At 38.8% G+C, this 19,690-nt stretch carries 16 protein-coding genes; 6 read left to right on the top strand and 10 right to left on the bottom strand.

Annotated elements, in window-relative coordinates; translation table 11 throughout:
* Window positions 1–100: 100 nt before the first annotated feature.
* The 10 genes from KO495_RS06255 to KO495_RS06300 form a co-directional block, all read right to left on the bottom strand.
* Window positions 101–2,014 (bottom strand): flagellar hook-length control protein FliK, encoded by a 1,914-nt coding sequence (locus tag KO495_RS06255; protein ID WP_215979544.1) that lies wholly within the window; start codon window positions 2,012–2,014, stop codon window positions 101–103.
* Between the two features lie 176 nt (window positions 2,015–2,190).
* Window positions 2,191–2,634 (bottom strand): flagellar export protein FliJ, encoded by a 444-nt coding sequence (fliJ, locus tag KO495_RS06260; protein WP_215979545.1) that lies wholly within the window; start codon window positions 2,632–2,634, stop codon window positions 2,191–2,193.
* Window positions 2,635–2,647: 13 nt separating this feature from the next.
* Entirely contained in the window at window positions 2,648–4,015 is a 1,368-nt protein-coding gene (gene fliI, locus KO495_RS06265) for a flagellar protein export ATPase FliI (RefSeq protein ID WP_215979546.1), read from the bottom strand.
* A 59-nt stretch (window positions 4,016–4,074) separates the two neighbouring features.
* Window positions 4,075–4,872, bottom strand: a complete 798-nt coding sequence (fliH, locus tag KO495_RS06270; RefSeq protein WP_215979547.1) for a flagellar assembly protein FliH — start codon at window positions 4,870–4,872, stop codon at window positions 4,075–4,077.
* Window positions 4,873–4,939: 67 nt separating this feature from the next.
* On the bottom strand, window positions 4,940–5,989 hold the full coding sequence (fliG, locus tag KO495_RS06275) for a flagellar motor switch protein FliG (protein ID WP_215979548.1): 1,050 nt from the start codon (window positions 5,987–5,989) through the stop codon (window positions 4,940–4,942).
* Window positions 5,982–7,670: a flagellar basal-body MS-ring/collar protein FliF gene (fliF, locus tag KO495_RS06280; RefSeq protein WP_215979568.1), complete on the bottom strand. Its 1,689-nt coding sequence runs from the start codon at window positions 7,668–7,670 to the stop codon at window positions 5,982–5,984. The genes fliG and fliF overlap by 8 nt, the downstream gene beginning before the upstream one ends.
* Before the next feature lie 140 nt (window positions 7,671–7,810).
* Window positions 7,811–8,164, bottom strand: a complete 354-nt coding sequence (gene fliE, locus KO495_RS06285) for a flagellar hook-basal body complex protein FliE (RefSeq protein WP_215979549.1) — start codon at window positions 8,162–8,164, stop codon at window positions 7,811–7,813.
* 309 nt (window positions 8,165–8,473) lie between these two features.
* Window positions 8,474–9,814, bottom strand: coding sequence for a sigma-54 dependent transcriptional regulator (locus KO495_RS06290; RefSeq protein WP_252738836.1), 1,341 nt, complete (start codon window positions 9,812–9,814; stop codon window positions 8,474–8,476).
* On the bottom strand, window positions 9,814–11,136 hold the full coding sequence (locus tag KO495_RS06295; protein ID WP_215979550.1) for a HAMP domain-containing sensor histidine kinase: 1,323 nt from the start codon (window positions 11,134–11,136) through the stop codon (window positions 9,814–9,816). Before KO495_RS06295 ends, KO495_RS06290 begins: the two co-directional genes overlap by 1 nt.
* A 155-nt stretch (window positions 11,137–11,291) precedes the next feature.
* Window positions 11,292–12,806, bottom strand: coding sequence for a sigma-54 dependent transcriptional regulator (locus KO495_RS06300; RefSeq protein ID WP_215979551.1), 1,515 nt, complete (start codon window positions 12,804–12,806; stop codon window positions 11,292–11,294).
* A 379-nt stretch (window positions 12,807–13,185) separates the two neighbouring features.
* Here KO495_RS06300 and pseB point away from each other — a divergent pair, with 379 nt between their 5' ends.
* The 6 genes from pseB to pseI all read left to right on the top strand — a co-directional run bounded on the left by pseB (window position 13,186) and on the right by pseI (window position 19,579).
* Window positions 13,186–14,187, top strand: coding sequence for a UDP-N-acetylglucosamine 4,6-dehydratase (inverting) (gene pseB, locus KO495_RS06305; RefSeq protein WP_215979570.1), 1,002 nt, complete (start codon window positions 13,186–13,188; stop codon window positions 14,185–14,187).
* A complete protein-coding gene (gene pseC, locus KO495_RS06310; protein WP_215979552.1) occupies window positions 14,184–15,335 on the top strand; it encodes a UDP-4-amino-4,6-dideoxy-N-acetyl-beta-L-altrosamine transaminase in 1,152 nt (383 codons plus the stop codon). The genes pseB and pseC overlap by 4 nt, the downstream gene beginning before the upstream one ends.
* Window positions 15,336–15,404: 69 nt before the next feature.
* On the top strand, window positions 15,405–16,271 hold the full coding sequence (locus KO495_RS06315) for an aldo/keto reductase (protein WP_215979553.1): 867 nt from the start codon (window positions 15,405–15,407) through the stop codon (window positions 16,269–16,271).
* Between the two features lie 92 nt (window positions 16,272–16,363).
* Window positions 16,364–17,689: an aminotransferase class III-fold pyridoxal phosphate-dependent enzyme gene (locus KO495_RS06320; RefSeq protein ID WP_215979554.1), complete on the top strand. Its 1,326-nt coding sequence runs from the start codon at window positions 16,364–16,366 to the stop codon at window positions 17,687–17,689.
* Window positions 17,689–18,507 carry a glycosyltransferase family protein gene (locus tag KO495_RS06325; RefSeq protein ID WP_215979555.1) on the top strand — a complete coding sequence of 273 codons (819 nt, stop codon included), beginning with the start codon at window positions 17,689–17,691 and terminating at the stop codon, window positions 18,505–18,507. Before KO495_RS06320 ends, KO495_RS06325 begins: the two co-directional genes overlap by 1 nt.
* Complete coding sequence (pseI, locus tag KO495_RS06330; RefSeq protein WP_252738837.1) at window positions 18,497–19,579, top strand: pseudaminic acid synthase; 1,083 nt, start codon at window positions 18,497–18,499, stop codon at window positions 19,577–19,579. The genes KO495_RS06325 and pseI overlap by 11 nt, the downstream gene beginning before the upstream one ends.
* Window positions 19,580–19,690 lie beyond the last annotated feature (111 nt).

Genomic DNA, 19,690 nt, shown 5'->3' on the forward strand with positions numbered 1-19,690 from the left:
AACCGAGTTCAGGTTAAATAATACATATTTACTAATAACTATATCCTTGAAAAGCGTTTGATCCAATGTGTTTTCATCAAGTTAACTCTATTTTAGTTGATTAAACATAGTAATCCACGCCACTTGCAGAAGAATTAACCAAGGCAGCTGATAAAATGTGCTCACTATGATCTTCTTGCTCTTTTCCTGTTGAGTTTGAGTGTAAGGCTCCTTGGCTAGCATTGTCGTCTGAATCAGCCTGATTTTTATTTTGCTGCCGAACATCTGCACCACCAACATCAACACCTTGCTCAGCTAACATATCCTTTAACTTATGCATATTTTGCTCTAAAGCATCTTTGGCTTGTTGATTTTGTACAACAAAATTTACCGAGGCTTGTTCACCCTGTAGGTTAACTCGTACCTGCATATTACCGAACTCTGGTGGGTCTAAAGTAATGTCAAACTGCTGTAATTTTTGAGAAATAACTAGCATTACTTTATCTTTCACCGCCTCAGCAAAATCTTTTCTGAAAAGGGCAATAGTCTCTTGCTGTAACTGAACATTATGTTTTTGAGTTTGTACTACTTCACTCGTCACACTTTGGTCCATTTTTATTGCGCTTTCATGTGCATTATACGCTTGGCTTTCGTGTCTGATTTGTGTGACATGGCTCGCACTATCATTTATCGAACGAACTTGTGGGTTGGCAACTTGACTTCCTTCTGATTTAGCAACAACAGGTTCACTTCCTTTTCCTGTTAACATCAACTCGGCTTCTACTGCTTGCTTTTCTACATTAAGATCATCTGCGGCACTATTCTCTTCACCCTCTTGTGCAGCAATTTGATTTTGTGTCTTTAATGTTTCAGCAAGGTTACTATTAATCGTGCTCTGTTTGGTTTGTTGGCTTTTGGGCTCTACTTGATTTTGAGATTGACCGTTTAGCTCTTGCTTAATGGCTTCAGCCACCTTGCTACTTACCAACTCTTTATTCTGAGTACTTTCCTCGAATTGAGTTCCCACAGCTTTACCATTTAAAATTTTACTCGTATTTTCAGTAATTAGTGAGCTCGTTTGCTGCGATTTTAAGGCTAACTCACTATCACTAGTAACCTCTTTTGAAGATAGCTGCATTGTTTCAATGTTTTTGCTAACAGGTTCATTAGCAGGACTGGTGATTAACGGCGCATCTTTTGCTGTATTAGTTGGCGTTACTGGAACCTGTGAACCCAATGTTGGTTTAGTATCTTCAGGCTGAGCTTTACCGGTAACAAAACGATTAGCATTAAATGCTACGTCTTGCTCATGCTCTTCGAGTAACTCACTTATATTATCAGACAGAGGTAATGCTTTATCATTTTCGCCTGCTAACTTATTAACTGAAACAGCTCGCTGGTAACTCATCAAGTTGGCTGTTGATGTACTACTATTGTTAGCAATGCTTTGAACATCAGTATTCTGATTAATAAAAGCTTTTAGTTTATGCTCCGTACTTGCTTGATAATTTACTATTTGATCTTTATCTGCCCCTACAGCTTCATCAGTTGAGGCGGTAGAAGGAGTTGTAATATTAACGTCGGCATTAGTAGTTACTTTTGTTTTAACTTGGTTGTTCGTTAACGCATTATCACTTTGATACAGTAATGAAAAAAATTGTTCGCTTTGTGCTAATGGGTCATTCTTTTGAGTTTTTCCGACTTGCCCCTCCCCCGCGGTGTCTGTTTCAGGTAACGACTCAATATCATCATCCTCACTAACAGAGCCCTGTGTTACCTCATTATTCACTGCTTTCTCAGCATTGCCGTCAGCGGCAATAGCGTGGCCATTATCAACCTTGCCCGATGATCTTTCGTCATCAGATTTACCTGTTTTTTCTGACTTTTCTTTGCCTTCAACTGATTTTTTATCTAAATGCTTATCTACGAATGTAGAAAAGTCGCTATCATTACTGTTTTTCACGACAGATGAATTTTTATGAGTAGATTCAGTATCTTGAGGTGACATTATTGCTAAAGTATTTACTTGCTGCATAGTATATCCGCTAGGCTAAGGTACATAGTAATAAATAAACTTATCGTCATTAGGCAGGCATGTTATGTCTACTAAATTAACGCAAGTCGGTTGCTTACAAAAACGCTTAAATAATATAAAGCAAGAAATATTCCAGTAATAACACAGCGTTTTAAAAAGGTGAATTATCTTATTAACTAACGTATGTTTCGGCGAATAAACTGTTGTGTCGCTATTTCATCAAACATTTTTTGCTCGCGCTTTTGCTCTGCTAGGTTTAATTTTTTCATACGCTGCTCTTGCAATGATTGTACTGCTTTAAGCTTTTGCCGTTGCTTTAACCACAAACTTTTACTTTGCTCTGCCAATGCTTTAGCTTGATGCATAGCAATTTCAACCTGTGACGAGGCTTGATCTAGCTTAGCAATAAACGCATGATAATGACTGTAAGTAGCACTATCTAAACCTTGCTCAGCGCGTTGACTTAAGCGTTTCATGTACTCTAAACGATAATCGGCAACACCTTGCAAACGTGTGATATTTTGTTGATATTCATTTTCAGCAATTTTTAGTTGCTCCGCACAGCGGTCAACTTTTTCTTGTTCATACTTTAATAACGTATCTAATTGTGTTTTAGCCATTTTTTACTCTGCCTTAGCCGTTAGCATGTTGCTGCTGATTAGCACTAGCATTCGCCGCCGCTATAATTTCTTGTAACTGGCTTATACTCTGCTCATAAGGGATCACTTCATCAATTTGCTGTTGTAAGAAAAAGTTAATTACTGGTTGAACATTAATGGCTTGATCGATACGAGGGTCATTACCTTTGGTATAAGCGCCAATCGAAATGAGATCTTTGTTTTGCTGGTACAGTGAATAAATTTGTTTCAATTGTCGCGCTAAAGTTTGATGTTCTTTGCTAGTAACCATTGGCATAACACGAGAGATAGAGCCTTCAATATCAACAGCAGGGTAATGTCCTGAATCGGCAAGCTCTCGTGATAAAACGACATGGCCATCAAGAATAGCGCGAGATGCATCAGCAATAGGGTCTTGTAAATCATCCCCTTCTGTTAACACGGTATAAAAGGCGGTAATAGAGCCTTGCCCTCCCCCGCCATTACCTGCTCGCTCAACCAGTTGGGGTAATTTAGAAAAAACTGATGGTGGATAACCTTTTGTTGCAGGCGGCTCACCTACGGCCAGCGCTATTTCCCTTTGGGCTTGCGCATATCGTGTTAACGAGTCTAATAATAATAAAACATTTAAACCTTGATCACGAAAGTACTCACTAATTTGTACTGCAGTTTCACAACCTTTTAAACGCATTAAAGGTGAGTTATCTGCTGGTGCAGCAACAACTACCGCACGTTCACGCCCTTGCTCACCTAAAATTTCTTCAATAAACTCTTTTACTTCACGCCCACGCTCACCTACTAGCCCAACCACAACAACATCGGCGGTGGTACCACGTGTCATCATTCCCATCAAAACACTTTTACCAACACCTGAGCCGGCAAAAAGTCCCATACGTTGCCCTTTGCCAACACTAATAAAACTATTAATAGACCGTACGCCAACATCGAGTACTTCGGTAATTGCACGGCGAGATAATGGATTAATGGGTGTTTGATCAAGGTGATAGTCTTCGGTGACTTTAATTGGTCCTTTACCATCAATAGGGCTGCCAACGCCATTAATAACACGACCTAACAATGCCATTGACAACGGAAGTTTCATTTTATTGCTAACAGGTAGTACTCGAGCTCCTGGTAATACACCACGTAAACTCTCTTCGGGCATGAGAAAGGTAATTTCTTGTGAAAAGCCAATAACTTCAGCGAGTAAATCACCATGTGCCGTTTCAACAATGCATTGACTGCCAATATGCGCTTTTACACCTACCGCTTCTAAAGTTAGACCAACCACACGTACTAAGCGCCCAGCAACAGGTTGTTTAAAAGGGGTTATGAAGGTTTGGCTTTTTTTAAGTCGCTCAGTTAGACGAACACTATCAACCATATTGTTTTATTACCTTTTCGGCGATTACGCTAAAGTGTGAACAGCGTAATTATTGACGTTTATTCTTGATGAATAGCGTCTTGCAAGAAAGGTTCCAGCACTTGTTTTAAACGTGTTTTAACTTGCAGATCAATATTCGATGTGCTGTTTTCTATTTGGCAACTACCTTGAGATAACTGTGGTGCAGGTAATAAACGCCAGCCACTTTCATTAATATGCTCAACGCCAAATTGCGCCTCAACAATTTTAATATCATCAGGATGTAAATAAATTTGTGTTTGTGCATCATGGCTAGGTAAACTTTTAATGCCCGTAGAAATAGCCGCCATTAAAATGTCAGGGTGGGTTTTAGCTTCTTGCAACACTACAGCTTCGGTTAGCTGCACCACTAAATTTAGCAGTTGCTCTTCGACATTTTTATCCACGGTGGCTAATGGCTGATGAAGTTGTTCAACAAGGTTTTGCCAATTTTGAGCAAGCTGTTCAATAGTTTCTTTACCAGTCTCTAAACCTTGTGCGGTTCCTTCTTCAATACCTTGTGCTGTGCCTTCTTCTAATCCTTGTGCTTTACCTTCTTCAACACCAACAGCAAAACCTTCTTCTTTACCTTGATTAAAGCCCTCTTCATACGCTGCTTGGCGTATTTCATCAATTTCTTCCACCGTTAAAGGTTCAGGCTCTGATGCTAGTTCTTCAGGAGGCTCAAAAACCCAGCCCTTTTTTTTACCAAGGGCATTGGTTTTTTCAGTCTCTTCTAAGCTTTCGTTAGCTTGCACATCAGGTAACGGCCACACATCTGAGCTTTCGTGTTGTGCCGCTTTAATTACCCTTACAGGAGACTTACCTGCTTCTGTCATATTAGTTACCTTATTGCGCTATTTAAATGCTTTGTATTTTACTATGCTAAGGAAGTGATACGTGACTTTATAAGAACTCGTCACCACCACCACCACCACCAAGCATAATTTCACCTGCGTCAGATAAACGTCGCGCAATAGAAAGGATCTCTTTTTGTGCCGCTTCTACTTCACTGATGCGTACAGGTCCCATAGCCTCTAAATCATCAGCTAACATTTCAGCCGCACGTTTAGACATATTACTTAAAATTTTCTCTTTTAAGGCTTCATCTGTACCTTTAATCGCTTTCATTAAGGCTTCTTGTTGTACTTCACGTAAAATAGCTTGCATGCCTCTGTCATCAACATCCGCTAAGTTTTCAAAGACGAACATTAAGTCTTGAATTTGTTGACTCATTTCTTCATCATTTTCACGAATTGAGTCCATTAGCATACCTTCTACGTTGGTATCTAAATAGTTCATAATGTCTGCTGCTGCTTTCAAACCACCCATTTTCGCAGCTTGTGCACCCGCTTGACCAGCAAACTGTTTTTCCATAATTTCATTCAATTCTTGTAATGCTGCAGGTTGTACTTCTTCTAAATTGGCAATACGCATCATTAAATCTAAACGTACTTTTTCAGTAAACTGTCCAACAATTTCCGCTGATTGCTCTGGCTCTAAATAGGATAAAACAATGGTTTGAATTTGAGGATGTTCGTTACGAATAATATTGGCTACTTGCTTTGAGTCCATCCATTTCAATGAATCAAGGCCTTTAGCGCCACCACCCATCACTATTTGGTCAATTAAGTTACCAGCTTTATCTTCACCTAAGGCAGCAGTTAATGCGCGACGTACAAACTCTTCACTTTGGAAGCCAATGGTAGAGAAGTTTTGAATTTCTTGAATAAATAACTTATGAACAGCGGTTATTTTTTCTTGCGTAAAATCTTCCATTGCAGCCATTACAGTACCAACTTGCTGTACCTGTTTTGGCTCAAGGTGTTTTAAAATTTGTGCAGCGTCTTCTTCCGATAAACTCAGCAATAAGATTGCAGCTTTTTCAGCGCCTTCCAGTTTATCAACGTCAAAGCCACCACTTGACGCGGTCATTTCTTGGGATTCATCACTCATCTTCGTTCAACCAACTTTTAACTACTTGCGATGATAACTCTGGCTCATTTGCTACTAGCGCACGAACCGCTTTTAAAATATCTTCATCTCGATGTAAGTCAGGTAACTGTAAACTACCATCTGGCGCAAAACCAACCGCTCCAGCATCGAAGTCTGACGTTAACATGTCCATAGTCTCATCACCAAGATCAATGTGGCTATCTAGTGATTTATCACCGTAATCTTGTGGTGTTTGGTCAGGATAAATTAAGCGTTTCAACATTGGGCGTACTACCGCTAAGATTAGAACAATAATCACCAACGCACCTAACACTAATTTTAATACTTTAACAAACCAAGGTTGCTGCCAAATAGGTAGTTCTACCGCAGGACCTAAGTCAGGACGATTAAATGGAATAGTTACGACCTCTAAAACATCGCCACGTTGTAAGTCAAACCCGATACTGCCTTGAAGTAATCGACGAATACTGGCAATTTCAGCGACTGATCTTGGTACCGCTTGTCCTGCAACGCTTGGTTCCCCCTCAACCGGGGTAGAAGCTGCACCAGCAACATAATCTAAAGCAACAGAAACACTCACTCTTCTTACAACGCCTGTTTGCTGTTTTGTATGACTAATAGCTTCATCTAGCTCATAATTTTTAGTTGATTCTGAATGCTTACGGCTTGGCATCGTTTTTTGTTGTCCACCAACAGCATCTTCTGGAATATTTGATTCAAGTGGTGGTTGATTTGTTAATGCACCAGGGATACCACCAACGGTACCGCCGATATTACTGGTTTCAACTTTCATTTCGCTACGTAGCGCAGGTAAGTCTGGATTGTAACGACGTTGGGTTTCTTCAACATTGGTAAAGTCCATGGTTACATCCACTTGCGCGGTGTAGTTACCTAAACCGACCACAGGAATAAGAATGCTATCTATTTTGTCGTTGTATTCTTGCTCTCGTTTTTGCTCTATTTCAAACTCTTTGCGTGAACGTGAAGACGTTGTATCTTGTGAGCCTGAGTTTAGTAAACGGCCATTTTGATCAGTAACGGTAACTCGATTAGGATTTAACCCTTGTACTGCTGAGGCAATAATATCAACCACAGAGTCAACTTCTTCTTCTGATAATAAACGACCACGTTGTAGTGTTAATACTGCCGTTGCTGAAGGGTTTTTCTCACGGCGAGCAAAAACATTTTCACGAGGGATAGCAAGTAATACTCTTGCTCGGCTAACACTTTGTAATTGTTCAATGGTTTTTGCTAATTGCTGCTCTCGACCAAACTTTAATCGTTCACGCTCAAGACGTTGGCTAACACCAAAGCCCATATCTTTCATTAATATATCTTCACCTTGAGAAGGCTCTTTAGTTAGCCCTTCACGCGCTAGTAATAATTTAATATCTTGATATTGGTCTGTTGGTACTGAAAGAGTGTTATTTTCTTGACGGTATTCCACTTCATTGGCGTCAAGAAAATCCATGGTTTTGATAAGCTGTTCGGTCGGTAGTTTAGCAAGTGAGCGATACTCTGGCTCATTCGCCAAAATAATCACAAAAATAGCAATAGCTAAACAAATAGTTAAGGCAACAACTAAAGTAACTTGACGCATAAAGTCAACATTACCAATAGCAGCAGAAAAGCCTGATTTTTGCTCTTCCATGCCATTATTGTCATTTTCATTAGCAAGCATATCGTTACTATTATCTGTTGCTACTATCGCATTGGTATCGGACACTTCGCTTCTCCGGAGGGCTTATTATTTTACGTCTAAGTTATATTGTTGATTGATGAATAACTTGAGACTTAGTAGGTCTATAAAGTAGTTACACTTTAAACAGGCATACTCATAATTTCTTTATAAGCTTCAACAAACTTATTTCGTATTTGTACTGTGGCATCTAATGCGATACCTGACTTAGAAGAGGCAACCATCACTTGCGCTAATGTGACATTGCTATCACCCATTTCAAAAGCCATTTTCTTTGCGCCAGCATCTTTTTGTAAATCATTAACATTTTTTAGAGCATCAGTGAGCATATTGCCAAAATTACTGGTTGATTGGTTCGGCTGTCCTACGTTACCCACACCAATAGAGTCGCCATTCGCTACCGGAAGTTTATTACCCATAGCCTGTAATGACATACTTTGCATTTGGTTATATAAAGAGTTGCTTTTGATATCCATAGGTTTCTCACTTGTGTCAATTATTCGCTGCAATGGCGATTACTTAGTGAAAATGCAAGCATAATGCCAACAAGGAAATGTATTTTAAAATCAGATATTGTCAAACAAAAACAACAAGATAAAAACTAATTGAACGCACTAAAGAAAGAGGAATTAGCGTCATCAAAGTAGCATGCAGCTAATAATACGTGAAGTGCTACGATCGTTTATTCGTGAAGGTAACAACATGAGTGTTGAGTTAGCGATAAAATAACGCCGATAAAAATAGCGCCAATAAAGGCGCTATAAAAAAGTTAACCAACACTAAAACTACGCGGGTATTTCAATGCCCGACTCGCGCATTTTAGCAATTTTATAACGTAATGTTCGGGGGCTAATACCTAGTCGTTCAGCAACGTCTTTACGACTGCCGTGACAGGCGAGTAGTGTGTCTAAAATTATTTGATGTTCTTGTAATTTAAGTTCACTGCCTAGCTTATCGTCTGAGACAATAGCTTTTTCAACATCGCTCACGCTTGCTGTTTCAAAGTTTTCAATTAGTAAGTCACTGGCGTCAATAACATTATCACTTTGTAAAATTAGCGCACGCTGCACAACATTATCTAACTCTCGAACATTACCTGGCCAATGATAAGCGTTTAGTTTACTACGCGCTGCGGCTGAAAACTCAGCAATAACCTGCCCTGACTCTTGGCAATGGCGTGCAACTAAATGCTGTGCTAGTACTAAAATATCATCAACACGCTCAGCTAGTGGTAACCATGTTAATGGAAAAACATTCAAGCGATAATATAAATCTTCTCTAAAAACGCCTTCTTTTACGGCATCTTTTAAATTACGGTTACTTGTTGCAATAATACGCACATTTAAACTAATCGTTTTTCTGCCGCCTAAACGCTCTACTTCTCGCTCTTGCAAGACCCGTAAAATTTTAGCTTGTAAGCCTAAATCCATTTCAGTTATTTCATCGAGTAAAATAGTGCCACCTTGCGCTTGTTCAAACTTACCAGGACAAGCCTGTATAGCACCAGTAAATGCCCCTTTTTCATAACCAAAAAGAGTCGCTTCAAGCATATTTTCAGGAATGGCAGCACAATTAATGGCAACAAAAGGTTGGTCATTACGCTTAGAGCTATAATGCACGTACTGCGCTAACACTTCTTTACCAGAGCCACTTGGCCCTAAAATCATCACAGATGCCTCTGTTGTTGCTACTTTTTTCGCCAGTGATAATAACTCTAACGAACGTTTATCAGCGACTACTGGCATACATTTATTAATAACGACTGGCGGAATGTACTGACTTACCATATTTAGTAATACTTCAGGTGCAAATGGTTTGGCAATATAATTACATGCTCCATCTTGCATCGCTTGTACGGCATCATCAATGGTACCGTATGCGGTCATTAATAATACCGGTAAGTTAGGTTGCTGCGCTTTAATACTTTTGAGTAAAGATAAACCAGACATCCCCCCCATTTGTACATCACTGATCACGATATCAATAGCATGATTTTTTAATAATAATAATGCATTTTCACCTGAATCTGCTTCAACGCAAACATACCCTCCTAAAGATAAGGTATCAACTAACGCTTCGCGTAAGCCTGCATCATCTTCAACAACAAGTACTTTATGCATGGTCATTAGTGCTCTCCTACATGATGTTCTGGCGATGTGTTTGATTTGGTCTGTGTCGTAAGCATTAATGGTAAGCGAATAACAAAATGCGCTCCTTCACCTGCTTTACTAATAAGCTTCACATCACCTTGATGGGCATTAACTACTGATTTAACAACAGCAAGCCCTAACCCTGTACCTTGACTACTTGAGGTATAGAAAGGTTCGAAAATTTTGTCTTTATTCGGTACATCAATCCCCGGACCATTATCCTTAACGCTCAAATAAATATTATTTTCTTGGCTATAAACTTGAATGTTAATCACGGTTTGTTGTGTTAGCACTGCAGCTTTTAAGGCGTTGTGTAATAAATTTTGTATTGCACCTGTTAATGCACTTTTATTACCTAAAATGGTATGTTCTTCTGTTGAAAGTTGTAAATTAACTTGTGCTTTAGCTTTAGTTAATAAGGCATCCATAGATTGCACTGAACTATTAATGAGGTCATTTACCACTATCGGCGCCACAACTTGCTCAGTGCCGCTTTTAGAAAATAACAGCATGTCGTTAACTTGTTGCTCTAAATCATATAAACGAGCATTTAACTTTTCTTGAAAGCTTAAACGGGACGCCTCTGGCAGTTGGCTATTTTTTAAATTAGCACCATATAGAATGGCCGCAGATAATGGGGTTCTAATTTGATGTGCGAGTGTTGACACCATGCGCCCTAATGAAGAAAGACGCTGCATTTGCCCTATTTTATCTTGTAGCAAGCGTGTTTGAGTTAAGTCTGTGATCATAATTAACTGCCCAGGTTGAGCACCTAAACTGCTAATTTCTAATTTAACGCGACGACCATCTTTTAATGATATTTCGTGCCAGTCATCCTCTCTGGGATTAAATGATCGAGCAATCACTTCAAACCAAGGCTGCCCTAAAATAGGCTCATCAAGTAAGTGGCTAGCGACTTTATTGATTCTGACAACAATACCGTTACCATCAAGCATAACTAAACCTGTTGGCATAACGTCAATAAGTTGATCCGCTAATTGATTTTTTTGAGTAATATTTTGATTGAATTGTGGAGAAGTTTGCTCAGCTAATTGTGCTCGAAGAGACGCAAGTTCACCTGGAAATGACTCTTGCGCTAAGGAAACATGGCGTGTAGGCGCTTTAGCTTTACGCGCCACAAAATTAACGCCTTTATGATTTGAAGTACTATGTAAACCAGCGACATCATTATTAAGCTCGCTTTCAAAAGCGGCGCCAAAACTAGCATTCGCTTTAGCATCAAGGTTTGAACTATTTTTAGGGTCTAGTTTTATTGTTTGTGCTGTCACATGTGTCATAAATAAGTACTCAATTAAAAATTAACTCAGTACTTACAAAGCATTTAACATGCCATTTATTTATTCAAATAAAATCATACACCTACAACACAAAAAACTTAAAACCTGTAATTTAACACCCTAAATAACTGTCAAGACATTGACTCATTACTAAGCTATTCGTTTGGTTTTTGTAAGTCATATTTACGCATTTTTTCCACTAATGTTGTTCTACGCATACCTAATGTTTCAGCAGCTCGAGCAACAACATAATCATGTTTCACTAATGATTGAGTAATAAGAGAAACTTCTAACTCGGCAAGATGCTCTTTAAGGTTTAAGCCCTCATCAGGCAGCAGGCCAGTATTATTGTTTTCTACTATGTTGGCATCAGTAGTGTTATCGACAATTGTACTTTCTGGAGCGTCATTATCATCGGTATCGTCATAATCGAACCCAGCAAAAAGTTCATTAATCGCATCTTGCTCTTGTAGCTCTTCAGGGTACTCTGGATTATATGCTTCAATATCAATATGTTGATATTTTCGAGGTAGCTCTGTCACATCAACTATTTGGTCGCCATACATAATTAGCATACGTTCAATCAAGTTTGAAAGCTCTCTGACATTACCTGGCCAAGGATGCTCCATTAACGACTCAATCGCTTTTTCAGTAAAACGTACAGTTTTACCTTGTTCACTTTCAAAACGAGATAACAACTCTTTTAACAATAAAGGAATATCTTCTTTACGCTCACGTAATGATGGCGTTTCAACGGGAAAAACATTGAGCCGATAGAATAAATCTTCACGAAAGCTACCTTCTTTGATCATATCTTCTAAGTTTTGGTGGGTCGCTGCAACAATACGTACATCCGCTTTAATACTTTTGCTGCCGCCTACTCGTTCAAAGGTACGCTCTTGTAATACGCGTAGTAGTTTAACTTGCATTGGTTGCGGCATATCACCTATTTCATCTAAAAATAAAGTGCCGCCTTCAGCTAGTTCAAATCGGCCTTTACGAGTAGAGATGGCTCCTGTAAAAGCACCTTTTTCATGACCAAATAATTCACTTTCAAGCAATTCTGCGGGGATAGCGCCACAGTTAACGGGCACAAAAGTACCCTTAGCACGATCAGATAGGTTGTGTATATTACGAGCGACCACTTCTTTACCGGTACCTGACTCTCCAAGTACGAGAACACTCGCGGGTGTTTTGGCAACTTGCTCAATTAGAAAACGTACTTCTGACATGGCTTTACTTGAGCCAACAAGTGAACGAAATAAAGCACTTGAGGTAAATTGAGCGCCTGTGCGTGGTAATTTATTAAAGTATTGGTGACAGTGGTGGATCTGCTCTGTTAATTGGGCATAATTTAAAGGAACTTGTAAAGAGCCAATAACATTCATTAAACCAGCAAGAGCATTTGCATCAATAACATCATGTAATAAAAAAGGAGTGCTAGGATTTTTTTTAATAATATCGCTTGTATTATTGCTAATGTCCCCAGTAACAATTACGGTTATATAATTACTATTTTTTGATAATTTTTCAGCGAGATCATCTTGAGCGCAATGATCAAAGTACTCACCCACAAACGATAATACCGTTGTTATTTGTTGTGATCGAATAGGTTCATCATCAACAACTAATATCTTCTTATGGTCTAACGCTTGATTTATATCATTCATATACAACCCAATTATTTAAAATATCATTATTATCAGCACTTCACTTTTTTATAGTAGCGCTTGATTAACTAAAATCAACAAAATATTGACGCTTTAATTGAAAAAAGCCGAATAAGACGAATTATTGACACTTAACTGTGTGGTTAATCGACAAAGGCTTTTAGCTCTGAAGAGCTACGCTCCAACATTAAATAAATAATTTACTTTTTTACTGATATTTTTCAATAATCTATTGTGTATCAACAACAGTAGGCACATAATTTGCGTTACTCTTGAATGTCGTTATAGTTAAACCTAAAGTAAATCACACATATGGTGGGCTTTACTCAACTATAACAAGCATCCTAAATACACGTGTGAGGCAAAAATGACCACATCAATGTTCGACAATAAAAGCATTTTGATCACTGGAGGCACCGGCTCTTTTGGTAAGAAATATGTAGAAACATTACTAAAAAGCCATAACCCTAAAAAAATCATTATTTACTCACGCGATGAATTAAAGCAATTTGAAATGCAACAGGTCTTTAATCAACCTTGCATGCGTTACTTTATTGGTGATGTTCGTGATAAAGAGCGCTTAACTCGTGCTATGCGTGGTGTTAATTTTGTTATTCATGCTGCAGCAATGAAACAAGTACCTGCGGCAGAGTACAACCCAATGGAATGCGTAAAAACCAACATTAATGGCGCTGAAAATGTTATTGATGCGGCTTTAGACAATAATGTTGAAAAAGTTATCGCACTTTCAACAGACAAAGCAGCTAACCCTATTAACTTATATGGTGCAACCAAACTCGCTTCCGATAAAATTTTTGTCGCTGCGAATAATGTAGCGGGTGGTCATAAAACGACTTTTTCAGTTGTACGTTACGGTAATGTGGTTGGCTCACGAGGTTCAGTTGTGCCATTTTTTCAAAAAATGATCAATGATGGCGCAGACCACTTACCTGTTACACATGAAAACATGACACGCTTTTGGATAACACTACAACAAGGTGTTGATTTTGTTTTGAAAAACTTCTCCCGAATGTACGGTGGTGAAATTTTTGTACCTAAAATCCCTTCAATTAAAATTACCGATTTAGCCAGTGCTATGGCGCCAGATTTACCGCAAAAAATTGTCGGTATTCGCCCTGGTGAAAAATTGCATGAAGTGATGTGTCCTGGAGAGATTTGTTATAGCACCTTTGAGTTTGATGATCATTTTGTTATTGCGCCAGCGATAAAGTTTAGTAGCCGCAGTAACGATTTTACCGTCAATGCTATAAATGAAACCGGTAAGCCTGTTCCTGAAGGTTATGAGTATGACTCATTAAGTAACCCTAATTATTTATCGATTAAAGAAATCACTGAATTTAACCAACAGGTTGATCAATGATCCCATATGGAAAGCAACAAATATCACAAGCTGATATTGATGCAGTAACAGAGGTATTAACTTCTGATTATTTAACACAAGGCCCTAAGGTACCTTTATTTGAAAGGACACTTGCTAAGCTTTGCGGTAGTCAATTTGGTATTGCTGCTAACAGTGCAACATCAGCCTTACACATTGCTTGTTTAGCCTTAGACGTTACTAATAATGATATTGTCTGGACAACCCCAATAACGTTTGTGGCTTCAGCTAACTGCGCATTATATTGTGGCGCAGCTATCGATTTTGTTGATATAGAGATCAATACGGGTTTAATGTCTGTTCAGGCTTTAGAAAAAAAACTCATTCAAGCTCAGCTTAACAATACCTTGCCTAGTGTCGTTATTCCGGTGCACTTAGCCGGACAGTCTTGTGATATGAAAAGCATTAAGGCACTTTCGTTAGAGTATGGTTTTAGCATTATTGAAGATGCTTCACATGCCATTGGCGGTCATTATCAAAATTTACCTATTGGTAATTGCCAGTACAGTGACATCACTATCTTTAGTTTCCACCCTGTAAAAATTGTTACATGTGCTGAAGGCGGCGTTGCCTTAACGAATAATGCCGATTTAGCTAAAAAAATGCAGCTTTATAGAAGTCACGGCATAACCAGTAACGCGCAAGACATGGACGAGGCAAGCCACGGCCCTTGGTATTATCAGCAAATCGCATTAGGCTTTAATTACCGAATGACTGAGTTACAAGGGGCTTTAGGGTTAAGTCAACTGACACGTTTAGAGGCTTTTGTTGCCAAACGAAATGCCTTAGCAAAAGTATATGACGAGGCTTTTTCATCATCAACATTAACCAGCTTAACAACGACAACAGATAATTACTCAGCCTATCACTTATATATTGTTTTACTGCCTGATAGTGATAAAGAAAAGCATAAAGCTGTAATAACCGCACTACGCAACTGTGAAATATTCGCACACGTACATTATATTCCCGTACATTTACAACCCTTTTATAAAAAGCTTGGCTTCGCCGCTGGTGACTTTCCTGTTGCAGAAGAGTACTACTCCCGTGCTATTTCACTACCTCTATACCCTGAGTTAACCGAAGATGAGCAAGGCTATATTATAAAAACCATACTTGAGCTGTTATAACACCAACTAAAACAGTTTTATAAAAGTGTTTAACAACAGCTATTACGCAACTAAGGGATAATAAAAGTCATGAAAATCGCACTAGGCTCAGTCCAGTTTGGTTGCAACTACGGAATTTCTAATCAGCTTGGTCAAGTCAGTCATACCGAGATTGGCAACATATTAGCACTCGCTAAACAACATAATATTACCGTTATTGATACCGCCCCAGCTTATGGAGACAGTGAAAGCCGCTTAGGTCGGCAGTCCATTGCCAGCGACTTTAATTTTGTTTCAAAAATCGCCCCTGATTGTGAACCTCAACACATCATAGCAAGCTGTCAGCATTCATTAGCACAATTAAAAACAAAGCAACTATCTGCTTTAATGCTTCATCATGGTAAACAATTGCTCGGTGTTAATGGTGATAACATTTATCAAGAACTCGTTATAGCAAAACAGCAGCAACTGACCGCTAAAATAGGTTGCTCTGTTTATAGCGCTCAAGAAGCTATAACCTTGAGCAAAAAATTTCCCTTGGATATTGTACAAATACCAGCAAATATTTTTGATCAGGGCATATTTGCAAACAACGCACTACAGCAATTAGCAGAGCAAAAAATTGAAGTACATATTCGTTCACTATTTTTACAAGGTGTTATTTTTCTTGAGCCCGCTGCTCTGCCTCCTGCACTTAAACCGTTACGCATTAAGCTAAAGCATTTAAATACGCTAGCACAGCAACAAAATAATCACGACATTACCACAGCAAAAATCGCAGTAGCCCTAGCACCTTTTATTAAAGAATCGACTATTAATAAGCTGGTAATTGGTTGTTGCTCTACAGGCGAACTACAACAAATAATAACAGCCTATGAGTTAGCAAAAACAATAACATACGACTTTTCTCAGTTTGCTGAAGCAGATGAAAATATCATTAACCCGAGTCGCTGGTAAAAAAGTTTACTATAAACACTCAATAATAATTCTTGCATGAAAATTGCTTGCTAAAATATAGCAAGCCACAACCCATTAACGCGAGTACAACAATGAACGACTTATCTAATAACTCTGGCGCAAAATTATGGCAAAAGGCCAAGGAAATTATTCCTGGTGGTAATCAACTTTTATCAAAGCGTGCAGAAATGTTTCTTCCTGATTTTTGGCCTGCCTATTATAAAAAGGCCAAGGGTTGTGAAATATGGGACTTAGATGATAACCACTATATTGATATGAGTATTATGGGTATTGGTACCTGCGTTTTAGGTTACGCTCACCCAGAGGTAAGTGAGGCCGTTATTGACGCCGTTGAAAATGGTAGCATGGCCAGCTTAAACTGTTATGAAGAGGTCGCTCTCGCTGAGAAGTTAATTGAATTACACCCGTGGGCAGAACAAGCGCGCTTTGCACGTACTGGCGGTGAAAGCTGCGCCATTGCAGTAAGAATTGCCCGTTCACACACTAAAAAAGACAAAATTGCCTTTTGTGGTTATCACGGCTGGCATGACTGGTATTTAGCAACCAATTTAAAAAATGATAATAATTTAGATGAGCAATTACTCCCAGGGCTGAACCCTTGTGGTGTTCCTAACGGTTTAACCGGTTCTGTTTTACCTTTTAAAGAAGGCGATATTCAAGGGTTTCAAGCGATTATTGACCAGCATGGCGGCGAATGTGCTGCAGTGGTTATGGAAGTATTTAGACACAGTACGCCTGACTTAGCCTTTTTACGTGCGATTAAAGCCTTGTGTATCCAGCATAATATCGTGCTTATTTTTGATGAAATCTCCTCAGGCTTTAGGCTTAATGTTGGTGGTTCACATTTATTATGGGATGTAGAGCCTGACATTTGTGTATTAGGTAAAGCACTCGGTAATGGTCACCCTATTGGCGCAATTATTGGCAAAAAATCAGTTATGGATGCCGCTCAACTATCGTTTATCAGTAGCTCATATTGGACCGAGCGGGTTGGCTTTGCAGCCGCATTAAAAACCATTGATATATTTGAGCAACAAAATGTTATTGAAAAGGTTGCCGAAAAAGGCCGTTTGATTAAGAAAGGGCTACTTGAACTAACACAAAAAACAAAATTTGACTTAACCTTACTCGGCATAGATTCCGTTATTATTCTGGCTTTTTCTGGTGATAACCCGTTATTAACGAAAACGGTATTTACCCAAGAAATGCTAAAACGAGGATTTTTAGCCAGTAATGTTATTTATGTGTCGCTGGCACACAGTGAATTGATGATTGAAAAATATTTAAACGCCGTTAACGAAGTATTTGTATTAATTAACCAAGCAATTGAACATGACAATCTCGCCAGTTTATTACTTGGCCCAATGTGCCACTCAGGTTTTAGCAGGTTAAATTAATGGCTACATCAATACCAACATTAGTACCTAAATCGGAAGCTAAATACTCGGCTAAAAAAACGGTAGCAATTATTCAAGCTCGCATGGCATCAACTCGCTTACCAGGTAAAGTAATGCGCTGTGTTGATGGCTATGAAAAGCCATTAATTGCTTTATTGCTAAAGCGACTAGCACAATCCGCTTATATTGATGAAATTGTTTTAGCCACCTCAAGTAACGCTGAAAATGATGCACTTTGTCATTATGTTTCAGCGCAAGGCTTCGAGGTGTTCCGCGGTGATGAAGATGATGTTTTACAGCGCATGAGCCAAGCAGCACAGCAATATAATGCTGATGATGTTGTTAGAATAACAGGCGATAGCCCATTAATTGACAGTGAAATATGCGACTTATTAATTCAAAGCCATCAAAAAAATAAAGCAGATTATAGCTATTTAAGCGAACGGTTTTGTGAAGGGGTTGATTGTGAAGTGATTTCTATATCCACGTTATTGCGCAGCGAAAAACAAGCAAAAAAAGCGTCTGAACGCGAGCATGTAACCTTATATGCTTACAATAATCCTGAGCAATTTAGCTGTTTTGAGTTAAATAATAATACTGATGATAGTCACTTTAGGTTCACCTTAGATAACGATGAAGATGCGCAAGTAATTGAGCACATTATTAAACACTTTTCGAGCACCATCGAACAAGTTAAAACGTTAGCTATTAAGCAATACTTAACCAATCACCCACAAGTATTTGCGCTAAACAAAAATATTATACGTAATGAAGGTTTACAAAAATCACTAGCGGCTGAAAATAATCATGAAGACTAATATTGAAATGAATAGCACTCCCAGCATAACCATTAACGGTAAAGTTATTAATCAGCACAGCCCAAGCTACCTTATTGCTGAAATGTCAGCAAATCACAGCGGTAGTTTCGAGAAAGCTATTGAGATTATCCACGCGGCTAAGCGTAGTGGCGCAGACGCTATTAAGCTGCAAACCTATCGCGCAGATACCATTACCTTAGATTGTAATAACGAAGATTTTACCTTACCTGCCGATAACCCTTGGGAAGCGCACCAAACATTATATGCCTTATATGAAAAAGCTTTTACACCATGGGAGTGGCATAAGGCGCTATTTGATGAAGCTAAAAAAATTGGCATTGATATTTTCTCTGCACCATTTGATATCAGCGCAGTTGATTTTTTAGAAACTCTAGACTGCCCTGTTTATAAAATAGCTTCACCAGAAATAACAGACATAGGGTTAATTAAGCGCGTTGCGCAAACCTCAAAACCGGTAATTTTATCAACGGGTTTAGCTGAGCTTGAAGACATTGAATTAGCGATAAAAACCTTAACGGATAATGGCTGCCAAGAATACGCCCTTTTAAAGTGTACTACTGCCTACCCTGCTCCTGCCGAAGATATTAATTTGTTAACAATTCCCGATATGGCAAAGCGCTTTCAATGTATTGCCGGCTTATCTGATCATAGTTTAGGTAATAGCGTACCTATTGCCGCCGTGACCTTAGGTGCTAAAGTAATAGAAAAGCACTTTGTGTTAGATAAAGAAGACCCATCTGTTGATGCGTTTTTCTCATTAGACCCTGATGAGTTTTCGCAAATGGTACAAGACATTCGTTTTGTTGAGCAAGCGCTTGGCGGCATAAGCTATGAAATATCACCTGCCTCGCAAAAAAACATGCTCGCAAGACGTTCATTATATGTCAGTGACAATATTAATGCGGGCGAGATAATCACCAGTAAAAATATTAAATCGGTACGCCCTAGTTATGGTTTAGCACCCAAGTATTATGAACACATATTAGGTAAAAAAGTAACTAAGTCACTGGCCAAAGGCGACCGTCTTTCTTTAGATGACATTGAGCTGTAACCTAAAGCAATTAACAAGAATATAATAGAGTAGTTAGTTGATTTTAAACAACAACCCTAAGCTAAAAACGGTCATAGTATATGACTCATTATCACGCTTATTGGCTTAGAA

This window comes from Colwellia sp. D2M02, assembly GCF_018860755.1.
In the GTDB taxonomy this organism is placed as follows: domain Bacteria; phylum Pseudomonadota; class Gammaproteobacteria; order Enterobacterales; family Alteromonadaceae; genus Colwellia; species Colwellia asteriadis.

Excerpts from the sequence above, each read along its gene's own strand:
- KO495_RS06255 (WP_215979544.1), bottom strand. The coding sequence starts at position 2,014 with ATGCAGCAAGTAAATACTTTAGCAATAATGTCACCTCAAGATACTGAA.
- fliJ (WP_215979545.1), bottom strand. The coding sequence starts at position 2,634 with ATGGCTAAAACACAATTAGATACGTTATTAAAGTATGAACAAGAAAAA.
- fliI (WP_215979546.1), bottom strand. The coding sequence starts at position 4,015 with ATGGTTGATAGTGTTCGTCTAACTGAGCGACTTAAAAAAAGCCAAACC.
- fliH (WP_215979547.1), bottom strand. The coding sequence starts at position 4,872 with ATGACAGAAGCAGGTAAGTCTCCTGTAAGGGTAATTAAAGCGGCACAA.
- fliG (WP_215979548.1), bottom strand. The coding sequence starts at position 5,989 with ATGAGTGATGAATCCCAAGAAATGACCGCGTCAAGTGGTGGCTTTGAC.
- fliF (WP_215979568.1), bottom strand. The coding sequence starts at position 7,670 with ATGCTTGCTAATGAAAATGACAATAATGGCATGGAAGAGCAAAAATCA.
- fliE (WP_215979549.1), bottom strand. The coding sequence starts at position 8,164 with ATGGATATCAAAAGCAACTCTTTATATAACCAAATGCAAAGTATGTCA.
- KO495_RS06290 (WP_252738836.1), bottom strand. The coding sequence starts at position 9,814 with ATGACCATGCATAAAGTACTTGTTGTTGAAGATGATGCAGGCTTACGC.
- KO495_RS06295 (WP_215979550.1), bottom strand. The coding sequence starts at position 11,136 with ATGACACATGTGACAGCACAAACAATAAAACTAGACCCTAAAAATAGT.
- KO495_RS06300 (WP_215979551.1), bottom strand. The coding sequence starts at position 12,806 with ATGAATGATATAAATCAAGCGTTAGACCATAAGAAGATATTAGTTGTT.
- pseB (WP_215979570.1), top strand. The coding sequence starts at position 13,186 with ATGTTCGACAATAAAAGCATTTTGATCACTGGAGGCACCGGCTCTTTT.
- pseC (WP_215979552.1), top strand. The coding sequence starts at position 14,184 with ATGATCCCATATGGAAAGCAACAAATATCACAAGCTGATATTGATGCA.
- KO495_RS06315 (WP_215979553.1), top strand. The coding sequence starts at position 15,405 with ATGAAAATCGCACTAGGCTCAGTCCAGTTTGGTTGCAACTACGGAATT.
- KO495_RS06320 (WP_215979554.1), top strand. The coding sequence starts at position 16,364 with ATGAACGACTTATCTAATAACTCTGGCGCAAAATTATGGCAAAAGGCC.
- KO495_RS06325 (WP_215979555.1), top strand. The coding sequence starts at position 17,689 with ATGGCTACATCAATACCAACATTAGTACCTAAATCGGAAGCTAAATAC.
- pseI (WP_252738837.1), top strand. The coding sequence starts at position 18,497 with ATGAAGACTAATATTGAAATGAATAGCACTCCCAGCATAACCATTAAC.